Here is a 19439-nt window from a genome sequence, read left to right on the forward strand (position 1 = left end):
GGAAATCAATTAAATTCCGTCAACTAACTGACGGAAATCAATTAAATTCCGTCACTATACTGACGGAAATCAATAAATATACTTATATTTGTGTCAATTAAAATCTACTTTTATGGAAATAAATAGGTTGGCACTTGATTTAGTTTTGCAAAAATTACAACCCAACAAAGTAATCGTTTTGTTAGGAGCCAGGCGGGTAGGCAAGACCGAACTGATTAAGAAACTCATGGAAAAAGTGACCGAAAAAGTGCTTTTTTTAAATGGAGACGATATTGAATCCCATAATTTATTAGAAATTCAGAGTACGGCCAATTTTAAAAGATTGCTTGGTGACACGAAATTTTTGATAATTGATGAAGCGCAAGAAATACCTGCCATTGGCAAAAAACTAAAATTGATGGTGGATACTATCGAAGATTTAAAAGTTTTGGTAACAGGTTCTTCGGCATTTGAAATTAACAATCAGTTAGGTGAGCCGTTAGTTGGCCGGATGAAAACCATCAATTTATATCCTATTTCACAAATTGAATTCTCAAAAACTGAAAATTTTCTTGAAACCCGAAATAACCTTGAAGACCGATTAATATTGGGTAGTTATCCCGAATTGAGCCATATTACAAATCGAGAAGATAAAATAAGTTATTTAAAAGAATTGGTAAATACGCAATTGTTGAGAGATGTTTTTGCTTTTGAAGGTATCAAAAAAAGAGATAAAATTATTGCGTTACTTCAGATTATTGCCTTTAGAACTGGCAGTGAATTATCACTCGAAAGTGTGGGGCGTGATTTGCAAATCAGCAAAAATACCGTCGAAAAGTATTTGGATTTATTTACTAAGGTTTTTATAATTTATAGTGTATCAGGGTTCAGCAGAAATAGGGATAACGAAATCACTAAAATGAAAAAATGGTATTTTGTTGATAATGGTATCCGAAATGCCATTATCAATTCGTTTAATCCATTGAATACCAGAGAAGATGTTGGCAAACTTTGGGAAAATTATCTGAATTCGGAACGAATTAAAAAAATGAGTTATACCGAAAATTTTGTTCATGACTACTTTTGGCGCACCCATACCAAACAGGAAATAGATAGGATAGAAGAAAAAGACGAACGGTTATCGGCTTTTGAATATAAATACGGAAAAACTAAATCAAAGATCCCAACTGAATTCGCAAAATCCTATCCGGAAGCTACTTTTGAAATTATAAATCAAGACAACTATTTGGATTATATACTTTAAAAAGGATTCAGTTAATGATGTTTTATAAAATTTCAAATCCCAATCCAAAATACTTTGGATTGGGATTTTTGTTTAAGTAAAAAACTACAAAGTGTATAAAACTACGTATTTTTACTTATTTATAAAGATTTACGAATATTCAAAAAAGTAAGGCTTCTAAGTATATGAAATAATAATGGATGTCATTTTTTAGGGTTCATTTATATAAAATGCGTAAAAAAAGAGTCTTTTTTTGAACGGACTAAGCTGTTTATCAGGCATTGCTAATTATTATTTATTGCGAAAAACTTATACATTTACTTAAAATAAAGACAGTTACAGTATAATATTTACTGATTTTGAGATTTAGCCGATATTTATCATTGAATGGAACAATTGGTTTTTGGAGTATTAAGTAAAAAACAATAGATAGCTACAGATGAAAGATAATCAAGCCATTTGCAACAGTTGTAGTAATGATAATTGTTTTATCAGAAAGCATATTCATTTGCCCAACATGCAAAGTTATATAGAGAAAAAGCACAGTTTTACCTGCAAGAAAGCACAGCAGTTTATTATAGAGGGAGCACCGATTCAAGGGCTTTATTTCGTGCAAAAAGGGAAGGTGAAAACAGTGAAAACAGGAATCAACGGGAGGGAACAAATCGTTCGTTTTACTACCAATGGAGACACCGTTGGTTTCAGGGGGTTTGGTACAAGCAACCGCTATTTGATAGGTGCTTATGCCTTGGAAGATACGGTTTTGTGCAATTTTAATAATGAAGTGATGGTGGATATTCTTAGAAATGTTCCTGAATTCACTTATGATATGATGCTTTTTTATGCGGAGGAATTGAACAAGAGTGAGAACAATATTCGAAAAATTGCCCACATGAACGTGCGTGAGCGCGTGATTGACACCTTATTATATATTCATCGAAAATTTGGTCAAATTAATGACTTGATTAATATTGATTTGTCCCGAAAAGAAATCGCCGATTTTGCCGGAACTACCGAAGAACAGGTAACGCGTGTGATTTCGAGTTTGAAGAGAGAGGAATTGATAAAAACGGTCGGAAAGAAAATAGGATTGCAAAAAATCAACAAAATGCAATCGGAGATTATGGAACATAAGTACGTATAAGTAGTTTTATATTTCAATTTTGAATTAGTAAGCCCCTTTTGGGGCTTTTTTCATGGAAATAAGTGTCTTTTTTTTTTAAAAGTTTTCAGATTTGGTTTCTAAGTAAGTGGTTTATGGAAAAACTAAGTATAGTTAATCCCAATAAAATAGGGAACTAGCAAAATATTTTTGCGAAAACGCAGTAAATAAATTGTTATCTGAGGAATTATTGCCGTGTAAAAAAGAGGTTTTAGTCTGTAAAAAGTAAATACTTAAGTATAAATACGTATGTAAATTTGCTTCATACTAATCAAAACAAATATTATTATGCAAAAGATTTCAAATACAATGCAAAAAATAAAAACACTTAGAGAAGGAAAAAAATCAAGATCTATTTTATTAGGAATGGCAGTAACCTTATTTGGATTGAATGCCGCTAATGCACAGTTAACAGCAACTGGACAATTTAGACCAAGAACTGAATTCAGAGATGGTTACAGCACTTTGCAGTCTAAAGATATGAAGACAGCAGCATTTACTTCTCAACGTACAAGATTGAATATTGGATTTACAGGATATAGATTCAAATTTTTTACTGCTATTCAAGATGTTCGTGTTTGGGGACAAGATGCTTCAACAATCAACAGAGTGACAACAGCAGAGAATAACGGAATCCAATTACACGAAGCTTGGGGTGAAATTATATTAAACGACACAGTAAGCAGTATTCAAAATTTATCTTTGAAAATAGGGCGTCAAGAGATTGCTTATGATGATCAAAAAGTGATAGGGGGATTGGATTGGTTACAACAGGCGCGTTACCATGACGCGGTTGTTTTGAAATACTTTAATAAAGGATGGACAGCCGATTTTGGAGCAGCTTTCAATCAAAACAAAGAACTATTGTCAGGAACAATTTATAACGGGGTTCCGGCCGCAACTGCTGGTTATACTGCTGGGACCAATGGTTTGGGAACCAATTATAAATCAATGGAGTATGTGTATTTGGCTAGAAAGTTTTACTTCGGAGACATTTCATTCTTATTCTTAAGTGACAATTTTAATAAATATTCAAATGTTACTTCCGGAACTCCTCCAGTGGTGACCAAAGTGAATGAACAAGGAATTTGGACCCGTAATACGGCCGGTTTCTATTACAACGTGAATGCAACCCGAAAACTGAAATTTGAAGGAAGTGTATATCATCAATTTGGTCACGATAAAAACGGACGTAGTCTAAATGCAAATTTGGCATCCATCACTTCAACTTTGCAAATAGGAAGAAAGCTGTTTGTAGGCCCTGGAATTGATTATTTATCAGGAAATGACGGAACAAAAGCAGTTACAGCAACTTCAGATAACAATCAATTTGATCCGCTTTATGGAACACCTCATAAATTTTGGGGATATATGGACTATTTCTATGTATCGAGTGGTTTTGGTTCACAAGGTTTGTTAAACTACTTTTTGAAAGCCAAATATAACTTAAAAGACAATCTAACCCTTTTTGCTGATTTACATTGTTTTGAAGCAGGAAACACTTTGTCTAATGGTGCTGGAGGAACTCAAAACAGTTATTTAGGAACTGAGCTTGATTTGAAAATGTCTTACAACATGACTAAAATGATCAATATCGAAGCGGGTTACTCCTTCATGCAGGCAACCAATTCTATGGCATCAGCACAAGTTAAAAATGTTACGAACGCAAACCTTAGTCCACAATGGGCATACGTTATGGTGAACATCAAACCTAACTTTTTGAACAAAAAATAATAGAATTAATCTTTAAAAATTAAAAAAATGACACGTACTAGAAACCATATAAGTACACTTTTGACCATCACGATGTTGGTAGTGTACATGATTTTGTTCTCTTCTTTCACTACAAAACCTAATCCGCCAGCTAAAGAACCTGTGAGACTAGGATTCATTCCGCTAACCGATTGTTCCCCAATCGTAATGGCAAAGGAACTTGGATTATTTGCAAAATATGGTGTTGATGTAGTAGTAACCAAAGAAACGTCGTGGGCGAATGTTAGAGACAAGATCTTAACAGGAGAATTGGATGGAGCCCACTGTCTTTACAGCATGCCTTTTTCAGTGTATACAGGAGTAGGGGGAAAGGCCGGTTCTGAAATGAAAATAGCCATGATGCTCAGTGTAAATGGGCAAGCGATCACTTTGTCGAATGATTTTTGCGGAAAAGTTGCATTCAAACAAATGAACAAAGTGACGCCTGTCGTGGCTGCTAAATTAAAAGCTGAAAAAGAAGTGACTTTTGCGATGACTTTCCCTGGAGGAACACACGATTTGTGGTTGAGAAACTGGATGTCAATAGCCGGATTGAATCAAAAAGCGGTAAAAATCATTACTATTCCGCCTCCGCAAATGGTAGCCAACATGAAAGTTGGAAATATGGACGGATACTGTGTAGGTGAGCCTTGGGGAGGTGTAGCCGTAAAACAGGGAATTGGATTTACACAAATTGCTTCTCAAGATATTTGGAAAGATCACCCGGAAAAAGCATTGGTTGTAAACAAAGAATTTAGTAATTCACGTCGTGAAGATTTGAAGAAAGTAATGAAAGCGATTATGGAAGCTTGTATCTGGCTGGATAACCCTGCCAATCGTAAGAAAGCCGCAGCTATCATCGGGAAAGCACCTTACGTAAATGCTCCAGCCGATGTTATCGAAGCAAGATTGATGGGAGATTATAATTTGGGCTGTAACCAAGGAACCGAAGTTTATGACAAAGACTATATGCTTTTTTACAAAGGAGGAACTGTGAACTACCCTCGTAAATCCTACGGAATTTGGGCAATGGCACAATATGTACGATTTGGTTATTTGAAAGAGGAGCCTAATTATCAAGCAATCGCCGACAAATTGATTCTTCAGGATTTGTATGAAGAAGTGGCCAAAAGTATGAAGATCAAAATTCCAAATGATGATATGAAACCTTTTTCACTTACAATGGACAAAACAGTTTTTAATCCTTCAAATCCATCGGCTTATTTAAAAGTGGTTAGAAAATAAATTAGTGACCTTGTTTTCCCTCAAAAAGCATGGGGGAAAACAGAGGTTTGAAACTCATAATTAACATTAAAATTTAGCATTATGTCAAATTCAAATGCAGTAACAATCGAAAAAGAGGAGATAGCAGGAAGTTATTCTTATCTAAATACTTTTGGTAAAGTAATTAAGAAAAAAAAGCTTAAAAAAGCATCAAGATATATTTTAGAAAAAGCAAAATCAATTGTATTTGCTTGCATTGGATTGATCATTTTTTGCGGATTTTGGAGTTTGTTGGCTTATTATACAAAGGATGCGCTACCAGGACCAATTGCGACTTTGAAGGTATTATATGAAATGTTGGCCGATCCATTTTACGATTATGGGCCAAACGATAAAGGAATTGGATTGCAACTTTTTGTATCCATTAAAACCGTTTTAAGCGGATTTGCATTGGGATCTTTATTTGCTATTCCTTTTGGAATCTTGATTGGAGCCAGTTCTTTTTTCAAAAAAATATTTTATCCGATTGTTCAGTTTTTAAAACCGGTTTCGCCTTTGGCATGGTTCCCAATTGGTTTGGTTGTTTTTAAAGACACTGGATTGGCTACAATATTTATCGTGTTTATTACTTCCTTGTGGTCTACTTTGATCAATACGGCTTTTGGTGTGGGAACTATTCCTCAAGATCATAAAAATGTTGCAAAAGCTTTTGGTTTTTCAAAATGGCGTTACTTATCCAAAGTCGTTTTTCCGTACACTTTGCCCCATATTATTACAGGATTGCGATTGAGTATAAGTGTTGCCTGGTTGGTGATCGTGGCCGGTGAAATGCTTTCAGGTGGAGCGGGAATTGGATTTTTCGTGTGGGACAGTTGGAATGCTTTAAGCTTGGAGAAAGTAATTTCGGCCATCATCATCATTGGATTTGTGGGAATTATTTTTGACGGAATTTTTACAATAATTGAAAACAAAGTATCATATAAAGGATAAGTCTCTAAGACGCTGAGTTATTAAGTTTCTAAGTTTTTTAGTCTTAGTTTCTCAGAAACTTTTAAAAAAGCAGAATGTTGCCCTTTAGCCCCGATTGAAGCGAAAATCCTCTTGTGCCGGGGTTCGGCACAAGAGATTGTAACGGAAAGCGGGAGGATACTTTCAGGAAAAAACAAATGTTTCTGCTCCAAAAGAAAAAACTTAGAATCTTCGTAATTTAAAAAAGAAAACATCATGAGCTATTTAGAAATAAAAGATTTGGAAATTTCTTTTCCAACGCCAAAAGGAAAATACATTGCAGTAAAAGACATCAACCTTTCGATTCAAAAAGGGGAAATCATATCAATCATTGGACACTCGGGTTGTGGAAAATCGACTATTTTGAATGCCATTGGAGGAATGCTTAGTCCAACAGGAGGATCAGTGGTTTTGGACAATAAAAATATCAAAGGCCCAGGTCCTGACCGTGGCATTGTTTTTCAAAACTATTCACTATTACCTTGGTTAACAGTTGAAAACAACATTTTTCAGGCAGTGGATTCGGTTATGAATTGTTCTGTTGAAGAGAAGCACGAAATCGTGATTAAAAACCTTAAAATGGTTAATTTATACCAACACAAAGATAAATTGCCAGGGCAACTTTCGGGAGGAATGAAACAAAGGGTGGCTATTGCCAGAGCTTTTGCTATTAATCCGGGAGTTTTGTTGATGGATGAGCCTTTTGGTGCCCTAGATGCTTTGACCAAAGGGGCAATGCAACTGGAAGTTTTGAAATTGTGGAATATGAATAACAGGGAAAAAACAATCGTGATGATTACGCATGATATCGAAGAAGCATTGTTTTTGTCTGACCGAATTGTGGTTTTGCATAATGGTCCGGCTTCTACGATACGTGAAATTGTTAAGGTAAATTTACCAAGACCCAGAAATAAAATTGAAATCGTTAAAACCCCCGAATATATTGAATTGAGAGATCATTTACTCCATCTATTGACGGATCATTTCTCAATTGAGGACATGGGTGTTACATACAAAAGTTAGTTAAGTTTTACGGTTGGTTAGTTTTTTTTAAAAGCCTTTTCAAATATTTGAAAAGGCTTTTTTATAAAATAAAAAATTCCAAACTCCCTATGTAAATATTGGAATTTGGAATTCAAGAATTCGGAATTTTTTATAAAAATTCTTATTTAGTCTCTTCTTCTTTTTTGTCAGCTGGCTGATCGTCTTTGGCAGCATTTTTAAATTCTTTAATACCGCTTCCTAAACCTTTCATTAATTCTGGAATTTTTTTACCTCCAAAAAGTAATAAAACAACTGCAATTATAACAAGGATTTCTGGTAAACCTAATCTTCCCATGATTGAATTTTTAATGCCGTAGCAAATTTGTAATGAATCTAATGTGCAAATGTATATAGAATAACTTAATGCACATTCATTTTGGCGGATTTATTTATTTTTAAAAGCGTTAAATATTTTATAAAATAGTCAGGCTTAGGAATTCAACTACGTAAAGGGCTGGTGCTGGCAACGCTTTAAATTATTATATTTGTGTTTTAAACAAATAGTATGTCCGGTAACCGATTAAAAAAGAAGAAGTTTTTTGACAGATTATTAATCAAAAACCGATTAATAATTTTGAATGAAGATACTTTTGAGGAAATTTTTTCTTTTAAACTGAACATTATGAGCGTGTTTGTTTCTCTTACACTTGGTGCTATTTTATTGATATCTTCAACAACGGTTTTGATTGCCTTTACTCCTTTACGCGAATTTATTCCCGGATATTCTTCTTCCAAATTGAAAAGAGATGCAACAGTCCTGGCATTAAAATCCGATTCGCTTACCATAGCTTTGAAGAAAAATGAAGCCTACATAAAATCGATTCAAAAAGTCTTGAATGGCGACTTGGAATATGCAAAATTCAATAAAGATTCTATACTTTCAAGCAGTGACGAAACTCAAGAACCAGTTGATTTATCTCCTTCGGACAAAGAAAAGGAGTTGCGGGAAAGAGTGAATAAAGAAGAGAATAGTCCTTTGGCCTTACCAAAAGTAAAAAGCCGTAACACAAAAAAATAACACTACCTTACAATTTAAATAAAGCCCAAAAGAATGTCACTAAAATCGATTGCAGCAAAAATATTTGCACAAAGAATATATAAAAAGACACAAGCCTGGGCCAATTCTCCTGTTGAAACCCAGAAAGCTGTTTTCCAGAATTTAATACAAAACGCAAAGCAAACCCAATTTGGTAAAGACCATCATTTTGACCAAATAAAAACCTACGAAGATTTTGCCAGTCAAGTACCAATCCGAGATTATGAAGCTTTGAAACCTTACGTTGACAGAGTTGTAAAAGGCGAAGAAAATATACTTTGGAAAGGGAAACCGCTTTATTTTGCCAAAACTTCGGGGACAACTTCGGGGGCTAAATATATTCCGTTGACCAAAGAATCGATGCCATATCATATTGAAGCGGCTCGAAATGCGATTTTGCATTATATCCATGAAACCAAAAACGCCGATTTTGTAAACGGAAAAATGATTTTCCTGCAGGGAAGCCCTATTTTGGATGAAAAAAACGGAATAAAATTGGGCCGATTATCCGGAATTGTGGCGCATTTTGTTCCTAAATATCTTCAAAAAAATCGTTTGCCATCTTGGGAAACCAATTGTATCGAAGATTGGGAAACCAAAGTGGATGCAATAGTTGACGAAACCATCAGGGAAGATATGACCGTGATTTCGGGGATTCCGTCATGGGTGCAAATGTATTTTGAAAAATTGCAGCAAAGAGCAGACAAACCTGTTGGTGAGATTTTCAAGAACTTCAATTTGTTTATTTACGGAGGTGTCAATTATGAACCTTACAGAGCTAAATTTGAAAATCTTATAGGAAAAAAAGTTGACAGCATTGAATTGTTTCCGGCTTCGGAGGGATTTTTTGCCTATCAGGATTCCCAAAAGGAAAAAGGAATGTTACTGTTGTTGAACGCCGGAATTTTTTATGAATTCATCAAAAGAGATGAATTTTTTAATGAAAAACCAAAGCGATATACCATTGGCGAAGTCAAGTTGGGCGTAAACTATGTTTTGATTCTTTCGACCAATGCTGGACTTTGGGGCTACAACATTGGCGATACCGTTCAGTTCACGTCCTTGAAACCGTATAGAGTTATCGTTTCAGGGCGAATCAAGCATTACATTTCGGCTTTTGGGGAGCATGTCATTGGGAAAGAAGTCGAATCGGCTTTGCAGGAAGCGATGGAGGGAACAGATATAAGAGTCAATGAATTTACCGTTGCGCCGCAAATCACACCTTCTGAGGGATTGCCGTATCACGAATGGTTTATCGAATTTGAAAACGAACCGGAGGACTACGACACATTTGCGGAAGCGCTGGACAATGCAATGCGTAAACAAAATATTTATTACGACGACTTGATTGTGGGTCATGTTTTGAGAAAAGTGGTTATTACCAAAGTTGCCAAAAACGGCTTTCAGGAATACATGAAATCTATCGGGAAATTAGGCGGGCAAAATAAAATTCCAAGACTTTCGAATGATAGAAAAATTGTTGAGAATTTGATTTTAATATAAAATAATATACTTAATGAAAATGAAGTATATTTAAACAAAAAGTTATAAAATGAAAATCGAGAAAATAAGAATAAAAAATTTCAAAGTATATCAAGATACAGAGATACGGGATTTACCCAATATGTGTGTTTTTCTTGGTGCAAATGGAGCAGGAAAATCAACTCTTTTTGAAGTATTCGGTTTTTTAAGCGATGCCCTTAAAAGTAACGTAAAAACGGCTCTTAATAAAAGAGGTGGTTACAAGGAAGTTTATTCAAGAAATGGTAATGGAGATATTGAAATTGAAATAAAATTTAGAAATCCTGATGTTGAAGGTAAAAAGCAACCTTTAATAACTTACGAATTATCAGTTTGTTTGGGAGAAACAAACATGCCAGTAGTTTCAAAAGAAGTATTAAGTTACAGAAGAGGGAATAGAGGTAGACCATATAAGTTTTTAGAATTTGCTTATGGAAAAGGGAATGCAATTGTAAATGAAAGTGAATTTGAAACAGCCAAACAAGAATTTAAAGAAGAAAGAGAAGAACAGACTTTAGATAGTCCAGATATTTTAGCAATAAAGGGATTAGGACAATTTCAAAAATTTAACGCTATTAGTTCATTTAGAAGATTATTGGAAAATTGGTACGTTTCTAATTTTCAAATTCAGGCGGCTCAAAATATTGAAGACACAGGCTTGAGTGAACATTTATCAACTTCGGGAGATAATTTAGCTCAGGTCACCAAATATATATATGAAAACTATCCGGATACTTTCCAAAAAATTTTAGATAAAATGAAAGAAAGAGTTCCTGGTATTGATAAAGTCGAAGCTACTGAAACTATTGACGGCAGAATAGTTTTGCAATTTAGTGACGGTAGCTTTAAGGATCCTTTTATTTCTCGATTTGTATCAGATGGTACAATTAAAATGTTTGCTTATTTGGTTTTACTTAATGACCCTAAACCACATCCTTTGCTATGTATAGAAGAACCAGAAAATTATTTACATCCTGAACTTTTGATTGAATTAGCGGAGGAATTTCGGGATTATGCTAATAGAGGCGGGCAAGTGTTTATATCATCACATTCACCTGATTTTGTAAATGCGTTAGAATTAGATGAACTTTTTTGGTTGAATAAAGATAAAGGCTTTACAAGTATAAAAAGAGCATCCGATGATAAAGTAATACCTAGTTTGTTTAATGATGGTGATAAATTGGGTTATTTATGGAAACAAGGATATTTTATTGGTAGTGGACCTAAAAATTAATTTATGGCGAGGATAGAAATATTAGTAGAAGAACCCTCCATGAAGGAATTTTTAACCATTTTGTTACCAAATATTCTTGATAAACATTGGAACTTAAATGAAAACTATTTTATAAGAAGTTTTGAAGGGAAAAATGATTTACAGAAAAATATACCATCAAAGGTGAAATTTTTAAGTAATTGGAATCATGAAGCAGTTGGTGTTGTTATTATGCAAGATCAAGACAGTTCAGATTGCAAAATACTTAAGCAGAAATTATTAGATGTTTGTAGTCAAAATGGAGATTGTCCTAAATTAGTTAGAATAATATGTAGAGAGCTTGAATCGTGGTATATTGGTGATTTTTTGGCTGTAAATAAGGCATATCCAAGTTTTAAACATCAAAATTACATTCACCGGTCAAAGTTTAGGATTCCAGATAATTGTAATGCTTTTGATGAATTAAGAAAAATACTTCCCGAATTTCAAAAAGTTGGGGGAGCAAAAAAGATAGCACCTTTTATAGACATTGATAAAAATAAATCTGAAAGTTTTCAGCAAACAATAAATGGTTTAAAAAGATTTTTTGATTCTATAAAAGATTAAAAATTCTTTAAAAAAAAACAAAATGAAAGAAACCAAAAATATATCCAGATCCAGAGCACAAGATTCATCGGCGGCCATTGAAAAAATGTACATCACGATGCGTCATCTTTTTAATAGAGGTTTCTATAAACCAATGGGAATTTCGGGGGACACATTACGGGAAGCTTTATTGGCCTTAAGACCCGAAATTTATGGAAGCATTGCCGATGAAAAGGTCGAATTGAACGGACTTTTATACGTTATAGAACGCCTTCCGGTAGGGATTGAAGAGTGTCGTTTTATTAATTTGACCTCAGATGAAGGGTATTCAAAGTCTCATTTTAAGGCGATAGTTCCGCCAAAAAGACGCCGCAATTGTTATCGAATAGACGAAGAACAAATGAATGTCGAAATTACTCGCGGACGTTCGGACATTTACGATATCCTGACTCATTTGACATTTATTTTTATTGAATCGCATAAAATCAAAAATAGGGTTTTGCTCGACGATGTAGGTGAAGTTTCCCGTGATTGGGTAAAACTCGAAGCTGCTGTTTCGCAAATCAAAAAATTGCCCCTTATTGAAAAAGAAAAAGCAATTTCTCATGCAGCCAATATTTTGGGTCGAACTTTCGATGAGGTTTTGGGTATTTACGATTCTTTTGGAACAGAGACGGAACCGGATCGATTTTTACATGTCATTTATTGGTTGGGAAAATTAGCCATTGAGGAAGTTGTTGACAACAATAAAAGAACCATTACGTTCAGTCCAATTTTGAGAGAACGTCTTGGACACCATATTCACGGTGAAGTTTGGGCAAACAATATCAAGGAAGTTTTGAAAGCCAATCAGCTTTTGGACAGGCCGCTTCACGTGATTAGCGCGAATATGCACTCAGTGATGAATTCTATTTTTGCGACTCCTATTTTGAAAACAAAATTCAAGGACAAATCCGATTTCTTTATTTATGAAGAATTGAGCAAATCGGGAGCAAATGAACTTCGAAATCAGATAGAAGCAGTTGCTTTGAAACAAGGAATGATTTCGCTTCCGGATACTACTTCAGGGACAAATATAGATGTACAAATTTTTGATACAGCCAAAATAGATTGGTCCAAAACATCTTTCCCAACGGCAAACCTGGAGGAGAAGAAACCGGTTCTCATCGTGATGGATTATGCCTTTGGAGAACAGGCTTACGAAACGATTGATGAGCTATTGAAACCGTATAAAAAAGACACTTTGCTTAACGTAAAATCGGTTTCGATTATGGGGAAAGCAGGAATTCTTGAAGGCGGAAAAGGCGATATTATGATTCCGAATGCCCATATTAATGAGGGAACGGCCGATAATTATTTCTTCGAAAATGAATTGACCGCCGAAATGTTTGAAGGCAATGACATCGCGATTTATGCCGGGCCGATGGTTACGGTTCTTGGGACATCGTTGCAAAATAGGGATTTATTGAAATTCTTCCACGAATCGACCTGGGCTGTAATTGGACTTGAGATGGAAGGTTCTTATTATCAAAAAGCCATTCAATCGGCATCCAAAATCAGGAAAAGTGTTCCTCAGGATATTAAGGTTCGCTATGCTTATTATGCTTCAGATAATCCGTTGGAAACCGGTAGCACCTTGGCATCCGGAGGTTTGGGAACTTCGGGGGTGAAACCTACTTATTTGATTACAATTAAAATTTTGGAACAAATTTTTAATATAAAATAAAAACAGAGCAACTGCATGGGTAAAAAGAAAGATAAAAAAACGAATAATCCGGAAATTGACTTATTGACTGTTTTTGACAGGATAGGGGAATTTTTCGATTGGATTAAGACTCTGTTGTTTAGAAGTATTCAATTTTTTGTAAAAAATGTAAAAATCGTTTCTGTTTTAATTGTTCTTGGAATTGTTTTTGGTTTTTTCCTGACAAAAGTAATTTCACGTTTTGAACAAAAAATCATTGTTGCTCCAAATTTTAAATCGACAGATTACCTTTATTCCAAAATTGATTTGATTGCCTCAAAAATTGTTGTAAAAGACACCTTGTTTTTCAAATCCATCGGCATTCAAAAACCTTCAGAAATAGTTTCTATTACCATAGAACCTGTCGTAGATGTTACTAATTTGATGAACAAGGATGGTAAAAATACAGAGTTATTGCAATTGATGGCACAAAATGGTGATATTAAATCGATCATAAAAGAGACGACAACCAATAAAAATTTTGCCCTTCATACCATTATTTTGAATACAACAGGGGTAGTTTCTACTCAAAATTTGGTTGAACCTCTTTTGAAATATTTGAATGCAAGTACCTATTATGATGTTTACAATAGAATTAATTCCCAAAACATTCAAAACAATATCCAAAAAAAAGAAGCTACAATTCTTCAAATCGACGGGATTTTAAACCAGTTTTCGGGAGCTTACGGGAAGCATGCGAACAATGAAAAACTGATTTATTATAATGAAAATTTGAATTTGGCAGAGGTTATTAAAACTAAAGATTCCTTATCTAATGCAATCAGTAAATTAAAAATTGAGCAATACAATACCAGCAAAACCATTAAAGAAATGGGAATTGTTTTGAATGTAAAAAACAACAAAACAATTAAGGAAAAATTAATTTTTATTTTGCCATTGGTGTTTGTCGGCCTTTATGTTTTCTTAAGTTTTTTTATGTCTTTCTATAAAAAACAATCCTTGAAAGCAAATTCAAAATAAGTTCGACGAATAAAATTATGGTAAAAAAATTGTGGAATCAACTGCTGAAAGCCAACCGAAATCCATTGGTGAAACAAAGCTTAATTACTTTGGTTTTGCGGGTTTTTGGCGTAATTACATTGTTCGGTTTCACTGTTTTTTTGACCAAAACCTATCCACCCGAAATTGTTGGACAATATGACTTTGTTCGTTCTTTTCTATTGGTAGTCGGAAGTATTTGTTTGTTAGGATGCGACCAGTCGGTTTTGTATTTCAAAGGAAGGTTGAGTGGTTATTCCACTTTAGAAGGGATCAAAAAGGTATATGCCAAAATGGTCGGACTTTTGCTCCTGATGTCTATTCTGTTTCTTTTGATATTTAGGTGTCTCGACGAACAATTTGTAAATCATTATTTTAATGATTCGAAAGTTTACGGCATTCTTTTGAAATCAATAATGGTATTGTTTTTTTATGGGTTATCGACTTTGAATACAGAAGTTTTTCGTGCCTTGGATCATTTTTATGTAGCCGAGCTTTTTAGGAACACCATTAAATATATTCCGTTGATTGTTGGTGCTGTTTTGCTCTCTTACTTTGAGTCGGAGGCTTATCTGGCTGAGGTTTTCCTCGCAGGTTTTGTTCTTCTTTCGATAATAACAACCGTTATCGTTTTCTTTTATTTTAGCAAAGCAAAAATTGAGAACGAGACTTTGGATTTTACCTATAAAGAAATATTTACCAAGTCATATCCCATTGCAATTAGCGGAATGGCTTTGTTTTTATTGATGAGCTTTGATATTCTTTTTTTAAAGAAATATTGGAGTGATGCAACTGTTGCTTTTTATTCGGTGGCAATAAAGCTGATGACTATTCTTTCGGTAATAATTCTTTCTGTAAATATTACGGTTTCGACCAAAATTTCAGAATCTTTTTTTAGTCAAAGAAAGACAGATTTAGTCAAAACAACCCGACATGCTTCTCGTTTAATTTTCCTGATGACTTTTCCGTCAGTGCTTGTGATTTGTTTTTTTCCTGAATATGTTTTAGGTTTTTTCGGAAAAGGATATTTGGCAGCCAAAAGGGCTTTACTAATTTTAATGATTGGTCAAGGAATTTGCTCTGCGTTTGGATCAGCTACCGTTTATTTGAATATGACCGGACGGCAGCATATTTTTCAAATCATCTTGATAATTGCAGTGTTTTTTAATTTTATTTTGAATCGGATTTTAATACCGGAATATGGAATGATTGGCGGGGCAATTTCATTTGTTTTCAGCTCATTTTTTTGGAATTGTACTTCGGCAATTGTTATTTATAGAAAGGACAAAGTGAACGTTTTTTTGAGTTAGTTTTTTACCAGATAAGGCATTTAAGGTCATTTAAGTTAGTGTTAGTATGTAAAAATAATTTGTGAATCCCGATAGTTATCGGGAGTATTGAGAAATTTTAAGTAAAGTAATCCGTTGAATCCGCGTCATCCGTGGGACATTTAGTATAATTATGCCAATGTTAATAAAAAGAAGTACAGCCGTTTTTATTGTATTATTTGTACTCAATTTATTGGTAACTGTTTTGGCATTTTATGTTTTGCCGAAGCGTTTTTTTTACGATGCAGTAATTATTGCATTTGACAAAGGCAATGAAATTGGATTTTTTGGCAGTTATCCACTTACGATATTGTTTTATAAAATTACCGGTTTGCGCTATTTGCCTTTTCCGATAGTTGGACTGATTCAATTCCCGATTTTGATGTTTGTTCTTTATAAAATTGGAATTCCCACTGATTTCGAAAAACTAAATGTAAAAAATGTAATTGTTTATTTTGGAATTCTGATGATTGCCATTTTTATGTCGATGCCTTCCAAAGAATTTATCACTTTTGCGTATGTTTCCCTGATTGTTTTTTTATTTCAGAATAAAAAGATTTCGTTACGTACAGTTTTACTTTCAGCGTTTCTTTTATTGACTTTTTTTGGTATTTTTTACAGACCATATTATGTGCTTATCCCAATAATTGCGGTTGGGATGTATGGTGCAAGTTTGGTAAATTTTAAGAGCAAAGCTTTGACTACTATTTTTTATGGATTAGTAATTGCGATATTCTTGTCATTGTGTTACGGAATTGTCTCGGGACATTATTTTTCTGAAGTAAGTAGGGAATTGATTAATAGTGACCGATTGGGGTCTGCAGATGCCAATTCAATGATAGTATCTCCTATAAAACCAGACACTTGGTATGGGGAGACGGTTGGTATTGTTTATGGATTCTTCTCGGTAAATGTGCCCGTCAACGGAGTAAAGTATATTTTTTCACCTCAAATATTACTTTTTGTAATCTGGCAACTTTTCTTGTTTTACATTCTTTTGGTTCGTTTTTCCAAGTGTATTGAAACAAGAGATAAGCATAAAAGAGAGCTTTGGATTTTACTTATTTTGTTTGCGTTTTTTATTGTTCAGGGCGTTTTTGAACCAGATTTAGGCTCGGCGGTCCGACATAAAACTGGTGTTTTTCCTTTAATTTATTTCGCATTGTATTATGACCATTTCCGAAAAAAACTTCAATAAAACAATCAACGTTTTTTTGGCATTGATTGCCATTATGATGATTTTCAGAAAGCCATGTACTTTGCTGATAATATTGTTTGCAGTCTTTAATTTATTCTATATCAAAAAACTGAATTTTACCAAGCAATCGCTAGTCTTGGTACTTCTTATTGCCTCTCCTTTGATTTTAGAAATCGTCATGTTTTGGAACAATGATTCGTTAATTAGAGGTCTGAAATCACTTGAGAAATACAGTTCGCTTCTTGTTTTCCCGTTGTTTGTTTTAGGAAATTATCAGCGAATTCAATTTTTGAAGATTCTTCGATATTATTGCATAACAACCACAATTATTATCCTTTTTTTCTTCCTTCGATTTGTCATTTATTTTCCCGAATTGATTCAGAATTATATGAACGGAAAAGACTTATGGGAGATGGGATATGCTTTTTCAAACAGCATCGGAATTCATGCGCCGGCTTTGAATATGCATTTGGCTTTTGTGTCTATTTCAGCTCTGTTTTTAGTTTTTGAAACTTTTCGCTTGCAAGAAAGATGGTTGCTGAAATTGGGTTACAGTATCATTTTTATTCTCTCTTTTTTCTTTGTTCTTTTTGTAAATACAAGAATGGCCTTATTTAATGCATTGATTGGTTTTATTTTAGTTTTTTTGACAGAAGTGATTCGTAATTATAGTTTAAAAAAAATATTGAGAATCGTGGCAGTTTTGACAATAACGTTGAGTGCTGTTCTTTTTATTTTTGTCAAAAACAATCCTTATATGAGAGAGAAATATTCTTCGGTGACTTTTGCTTATATGGATAAAGTTGGGAAACTGGATGAAATTAAAAATCCAGAAGCCAAAGTATTCAATGCGCTTGTTACACGTATTTCTATTTGGAAATCGGGTTGGGAATTGGCAAAGAAAAACCTTCCTTTTGGAGTGGGAGCTTCGGACGGAAAACTGGAATTAGTCAAATATTACAAGCAGACGCACCAACATTTTTTGGCAAAATATGAATTCCCAACGCACAATCAATTTTTGGATTTTCTGATAAAATTTGGGATAGTGGGGCCTTTGGTGGTATTGCTTTATATTTTTACAATTGGTTATTTGGGGTTTGATTTAAAAAATGCACTTGTATTCTCTTTCTTTCTCCTTTTTTTCATGTCCAATGTTACTGATGATTTTTTACTGCGTTTTGATGGTATCGCTTTCAGCGGATTATGGATTTCAATTTTCGGGAGTTACTGGTTGCAACAAAAATCATTGTTGATAAAGAACAGCCAAAGCCTTTAAATTTTTGTTTTTGTCAAATAATTGATGACATCTTTCATAAGCATTTTCGCCAAATTGATTTCGGGTTTTGTCGACTTTTAATAATTCCAAATAAGATTCTAATTCTTCAATTTCATTAAAGAGAAAACCAGTTTCATTTGGAATAACCACGTCTTTATTACCGATAATATTGGTTGCCAAAATAGGTTTTTTCATAGCCATTGCTTCCAAAAGCGCTATAGGCAATCCTTCCCAAAGTGAGGTTTGGATGTAAATATCGATGGAAGACAGTTTTTTTAATGCTTCATTCCTATCCATAAACCAGCCTGTAATTTTAATATTTGGGGCAGTTAATTCATGATTTAATTCTCCGTCACCAATCCAAACAAAATTATATTCAGGAAAACGCAAGGCAATTGCATTGAAGAGTTTTGGGTTTTTTTGAGAGGATATTCTTGATAGAGTACCAATTGTCAATGTTGAATTTTGACTTCGTATAAACTGTTGTTGAACGTCTTCTAAATTGATTCCGTTTCGTATTAAATACGATTTTCCTAGTTTTTTGGCTATTTGATATTCGGTATCACCACAGGCAATTGTGGATCCACCAAATAATTGCTGGAAACTTTTTTCGATGAACCAATATATCTTTTTTGTCAAATTTGAAACATCAGTCCTTAGAAAAGCATAACCATGTGGAGTATAGAATATTTTCTTTCTTTTGAATAATAAAAAACAAGCAATTCTACCTAAAATACCAGCTTTTGAAGAGTGAAGATGGACTACATCGGGGTTTAGTTTTTGAAGTTCGCTTCGCAAATGAATAATGGATTTAAAATCCTGAATAGGCGAAATTTCGCGAACCATATTTATTTTTATCAGCGATACTCCTTTTGAAAACTCAGATTCAATTTTTTCGGGATCTATTTCTTTTCGGTTTCCGCTATAAATAATTGTAGTAGATAGATCTTTTACTATTTCATCGTCTCCAAAATAATGGGACAAATCATTGAAATAAGTATAAACACCACCTCCTAATGCTTCAATTATATGGACAACTTTCAAATTAGCCTTTTTTTATTGGAACAAAAATAGATTAAAGATTGATAAATACATATTTTTTGAAAGAACTCACGCTTAAATGGTCT

The 19439-nt window shown here is 33.9% G+C and carries 17 protein-coding genes; 15 read left to right on the top strand and 2 right to left on the bottom strand.

What is annotated here, in order from left to right:
- Positions 1 to 112: 112 nt before the first annotated feature.
- The 6 genes from OZP12_RS01895 (at position 113) to OZP12_RS01920 (ending at position 7391) form a co-directional block, all read left to right on the top strand.
- Positions 113 to 1243 (top strand): ATP-binding protein, encoded by a 1131-nt coding sequence (locus OZP12_RS01895; protein WP_281227368.1) that lies wholly within the window; start codon positions 113 to 115, stop codon positions 1241 to 1243.
- Positions 1244 to 1661: 418 nt separating this feature from the next.
- Positions 1662 to 2366: a Crp/Fnr family transcriptional regulator gene (locus OZP12_RS01900; protein ID WP_281227369.1), complete on the top strand. Its 705-nt coding sequence runs from the start codon at positions 1662 to 1664 to the stop codon at positions 2364 to 2366.
- 306 nt (positions 2367 to 2672) lie between these two features.
- On the top strand, positions 2673 to 4118 hold the full coding sequence (locus OZP12_RS01905) for an alginate export family protein (RefSeq protein WP_281227370.1): 1446 nt from the start codon (positions 2673 to 2675) through the stop codon (positions 4116 to 4118).
- A gap of 27 nt (positions 4119 to 4145) precedes the next feature.
- Positions 4146 to 5381 (top strand): CmpA/NrtA family ABC transporter substrate-binding protein, encoded by a 1236-nt coding sequence (locus tag OZP12_RS01910; protein ID WP_281227371.1) that lies wholly within the window; start codon positions 4146 to 4148, stop codon positions 5379 to 5381.
- 81 nt (positions 5382 to 5462) lie between these two features.
- Positions 5463 to 6350, top strand: coding sequence for a nitrate ABC transporter permease (ntrB, locus tag OZP12_RS01915; RefSeq protein WP_281227372.1), 888 nt, complete (start codon positions 5463 to 5465; stop codon positions 6348 to 6350).
- A gap of 234 nt (positions 6351 to 6584) precedes the next feature.
- A complete protein-coding gene (locus OZP12_RS01920; protein ID WP_281227373.1) occupies positions 6585 to 7391 on the top strand; it encodes an ABC transporter ATP-binding protein in 807 nt (268 codons plus the stop codon).
- 142 nt (positions 7392 to 7533) lie between these two features.
- Here the strand turns inward: OZP12_RS01920 and OZP12_RS01925 are convergent, their stop codons facing one another.
- Positions 7534 to 7707, bottom strand: a complete 174-nt coding sequence (locus tag OZP12_RS01925) for a Sec-independent protein translocase subunit TatA/TatB (protein WP_281227374.1) — start codon at positions 7705 to 7707, stop codon at positions 7534 to 7536.
- Between the two features lie 327 nt (positions 7708 to 8034).
- Between OZP12_RS01925 and OZP12_RS01930 the strand changes: the two genes are divergently transcribed.
- The 9 genes from OZP12_RS01930 to OZP12_RS01970 all read left to right on the top strand — a co-directional run bounded on the left by OZP12_RS01930 (position 8035) and on the right by OZP12_RS01970 (position 18312).
- Positions 8035 to 8430, top strand: a complete 396-nt coding sequence (locus OZP12_RS01930; RefSeq protein ID WP_349293564.1) for a peptidase — start codon at positions 8035 to 8037, stop codon at positions 8428 to 8430.
- A gap of 33 nt (positions 8431 to 8463) precedes the next feature.
- Complete coding sequence (locus tag OZP12_RS01935) at positions 8464 to 9951, top strand: GH3 auxin-responsive promoter family protein (protein ID WP_281227376.1); 1488 nt, start codon at positions 8464 to 8466, stop codon at positions 9949 to 9951.
- 49 nt (positions 9952 to 10000) lie between these two features.
- Complete coding sequence (locus OZP12_RS01940) at positions 10001 to 11203, top strand: AAA family ATPase (RefSeq protein ID WP_281227377.1); 1203 nt, start codon at positions 10001 to 10003, stop codon at positions 11201 to 11203.
- 3 nt (positions 11204 to 11206) lie between these two features.
- Complete coding sequence (locus tag OZP12_RS01945) at positions 11207 to 11788, top strand: DUF4276 family protein (RefSeq protein ID WP_281227378.1); 582 nt, start codon at positions 11207 to 11209, stop codon at positions 11786 to 11788.
- A 22-nt stretch (positions 11789 to 11810) separates the two neighbouring features.
- On the top strand, positions 11811 to 13493 hold the full coding sequence (locus tag OZP12_RS01950) for a DUF6909 family protein (RefSeq protein ID WP_281227379.1): 1683 nt from the start codon (positions 11811 to 11813) through the stop codon (positions 13491 to 13493).
- Between the two features lie 15 nt (positions 13494 to 13508).
- Entirely contained in the window at positions 13509 to 14492 is a 984-nt protein-coding gene (locus tag OZP12_RS01955; protein ID WP_281227380.1) for a hypothetical protein, read from the top strand.
- Positions 14493 to 14509: 17 nt separating this feature from the next.
- Entirely contained in the window at positions 14510 to 15820 is a 1311-nt protein-coding gene (locus OZP12_RS01960; RefSeq protein ID WP_281227381.1) for an MATE family efflux transporter, read from the top strand.
- 151 nt (positions 15821 to 15971) lie between these two features.
- Complete coding sequence (locus OZP12_RS01965) at positions 15972 to 17036, top strand: hypothetical protein (protein ID WP_281227382.1); 1065 nt, start codon at positions 15972 to 15974, stop codon at positions 17034 to 17036.
- Positions 17008 to 18312 (top strand): O-antigen ligase family protein, encoded by a 1305-nt coding sequence (locus OZP12_RS01970; RefSeq protein ID WP_281227383.1) that lies wholly within the window; start codon positions 17008 to 17010, stop codon positions 18310 to 18312. Before OZP12_RS01965 ends, OZP12_RS01970 begins: the two co-directional genes overlap by 29 nt.
- Here OZP12_RS01970 and OZP12_RS01975 read toward each other — a convergent pair.
- A complete protein-coding gene (locus OZP12_RS01975) occupies positions 18280 to 19356 on the bottom strand; it encodes a glycosyltransferase (RefSeq protein ID WP_281227384.1) in 1077 nt (358 codons plus the stop codon). The genes OZP12_RS01970 and OZP12_RS01975 overlap by 33 nt on opposite strands.
- Between the last annotated feature and the right edge of the window lie 83 nt (positions 19357 to 19439).

It is taken from the genome of Flavobacterium aquiphilum (assembly GCF_027111335.1).
Lineage (GTDB): Bacteria > Bacteroidota > Bacteroidia > Flavobacteriales > Flavobacteriaceae > Flavobacterium > Flavobacterium aquiphilum.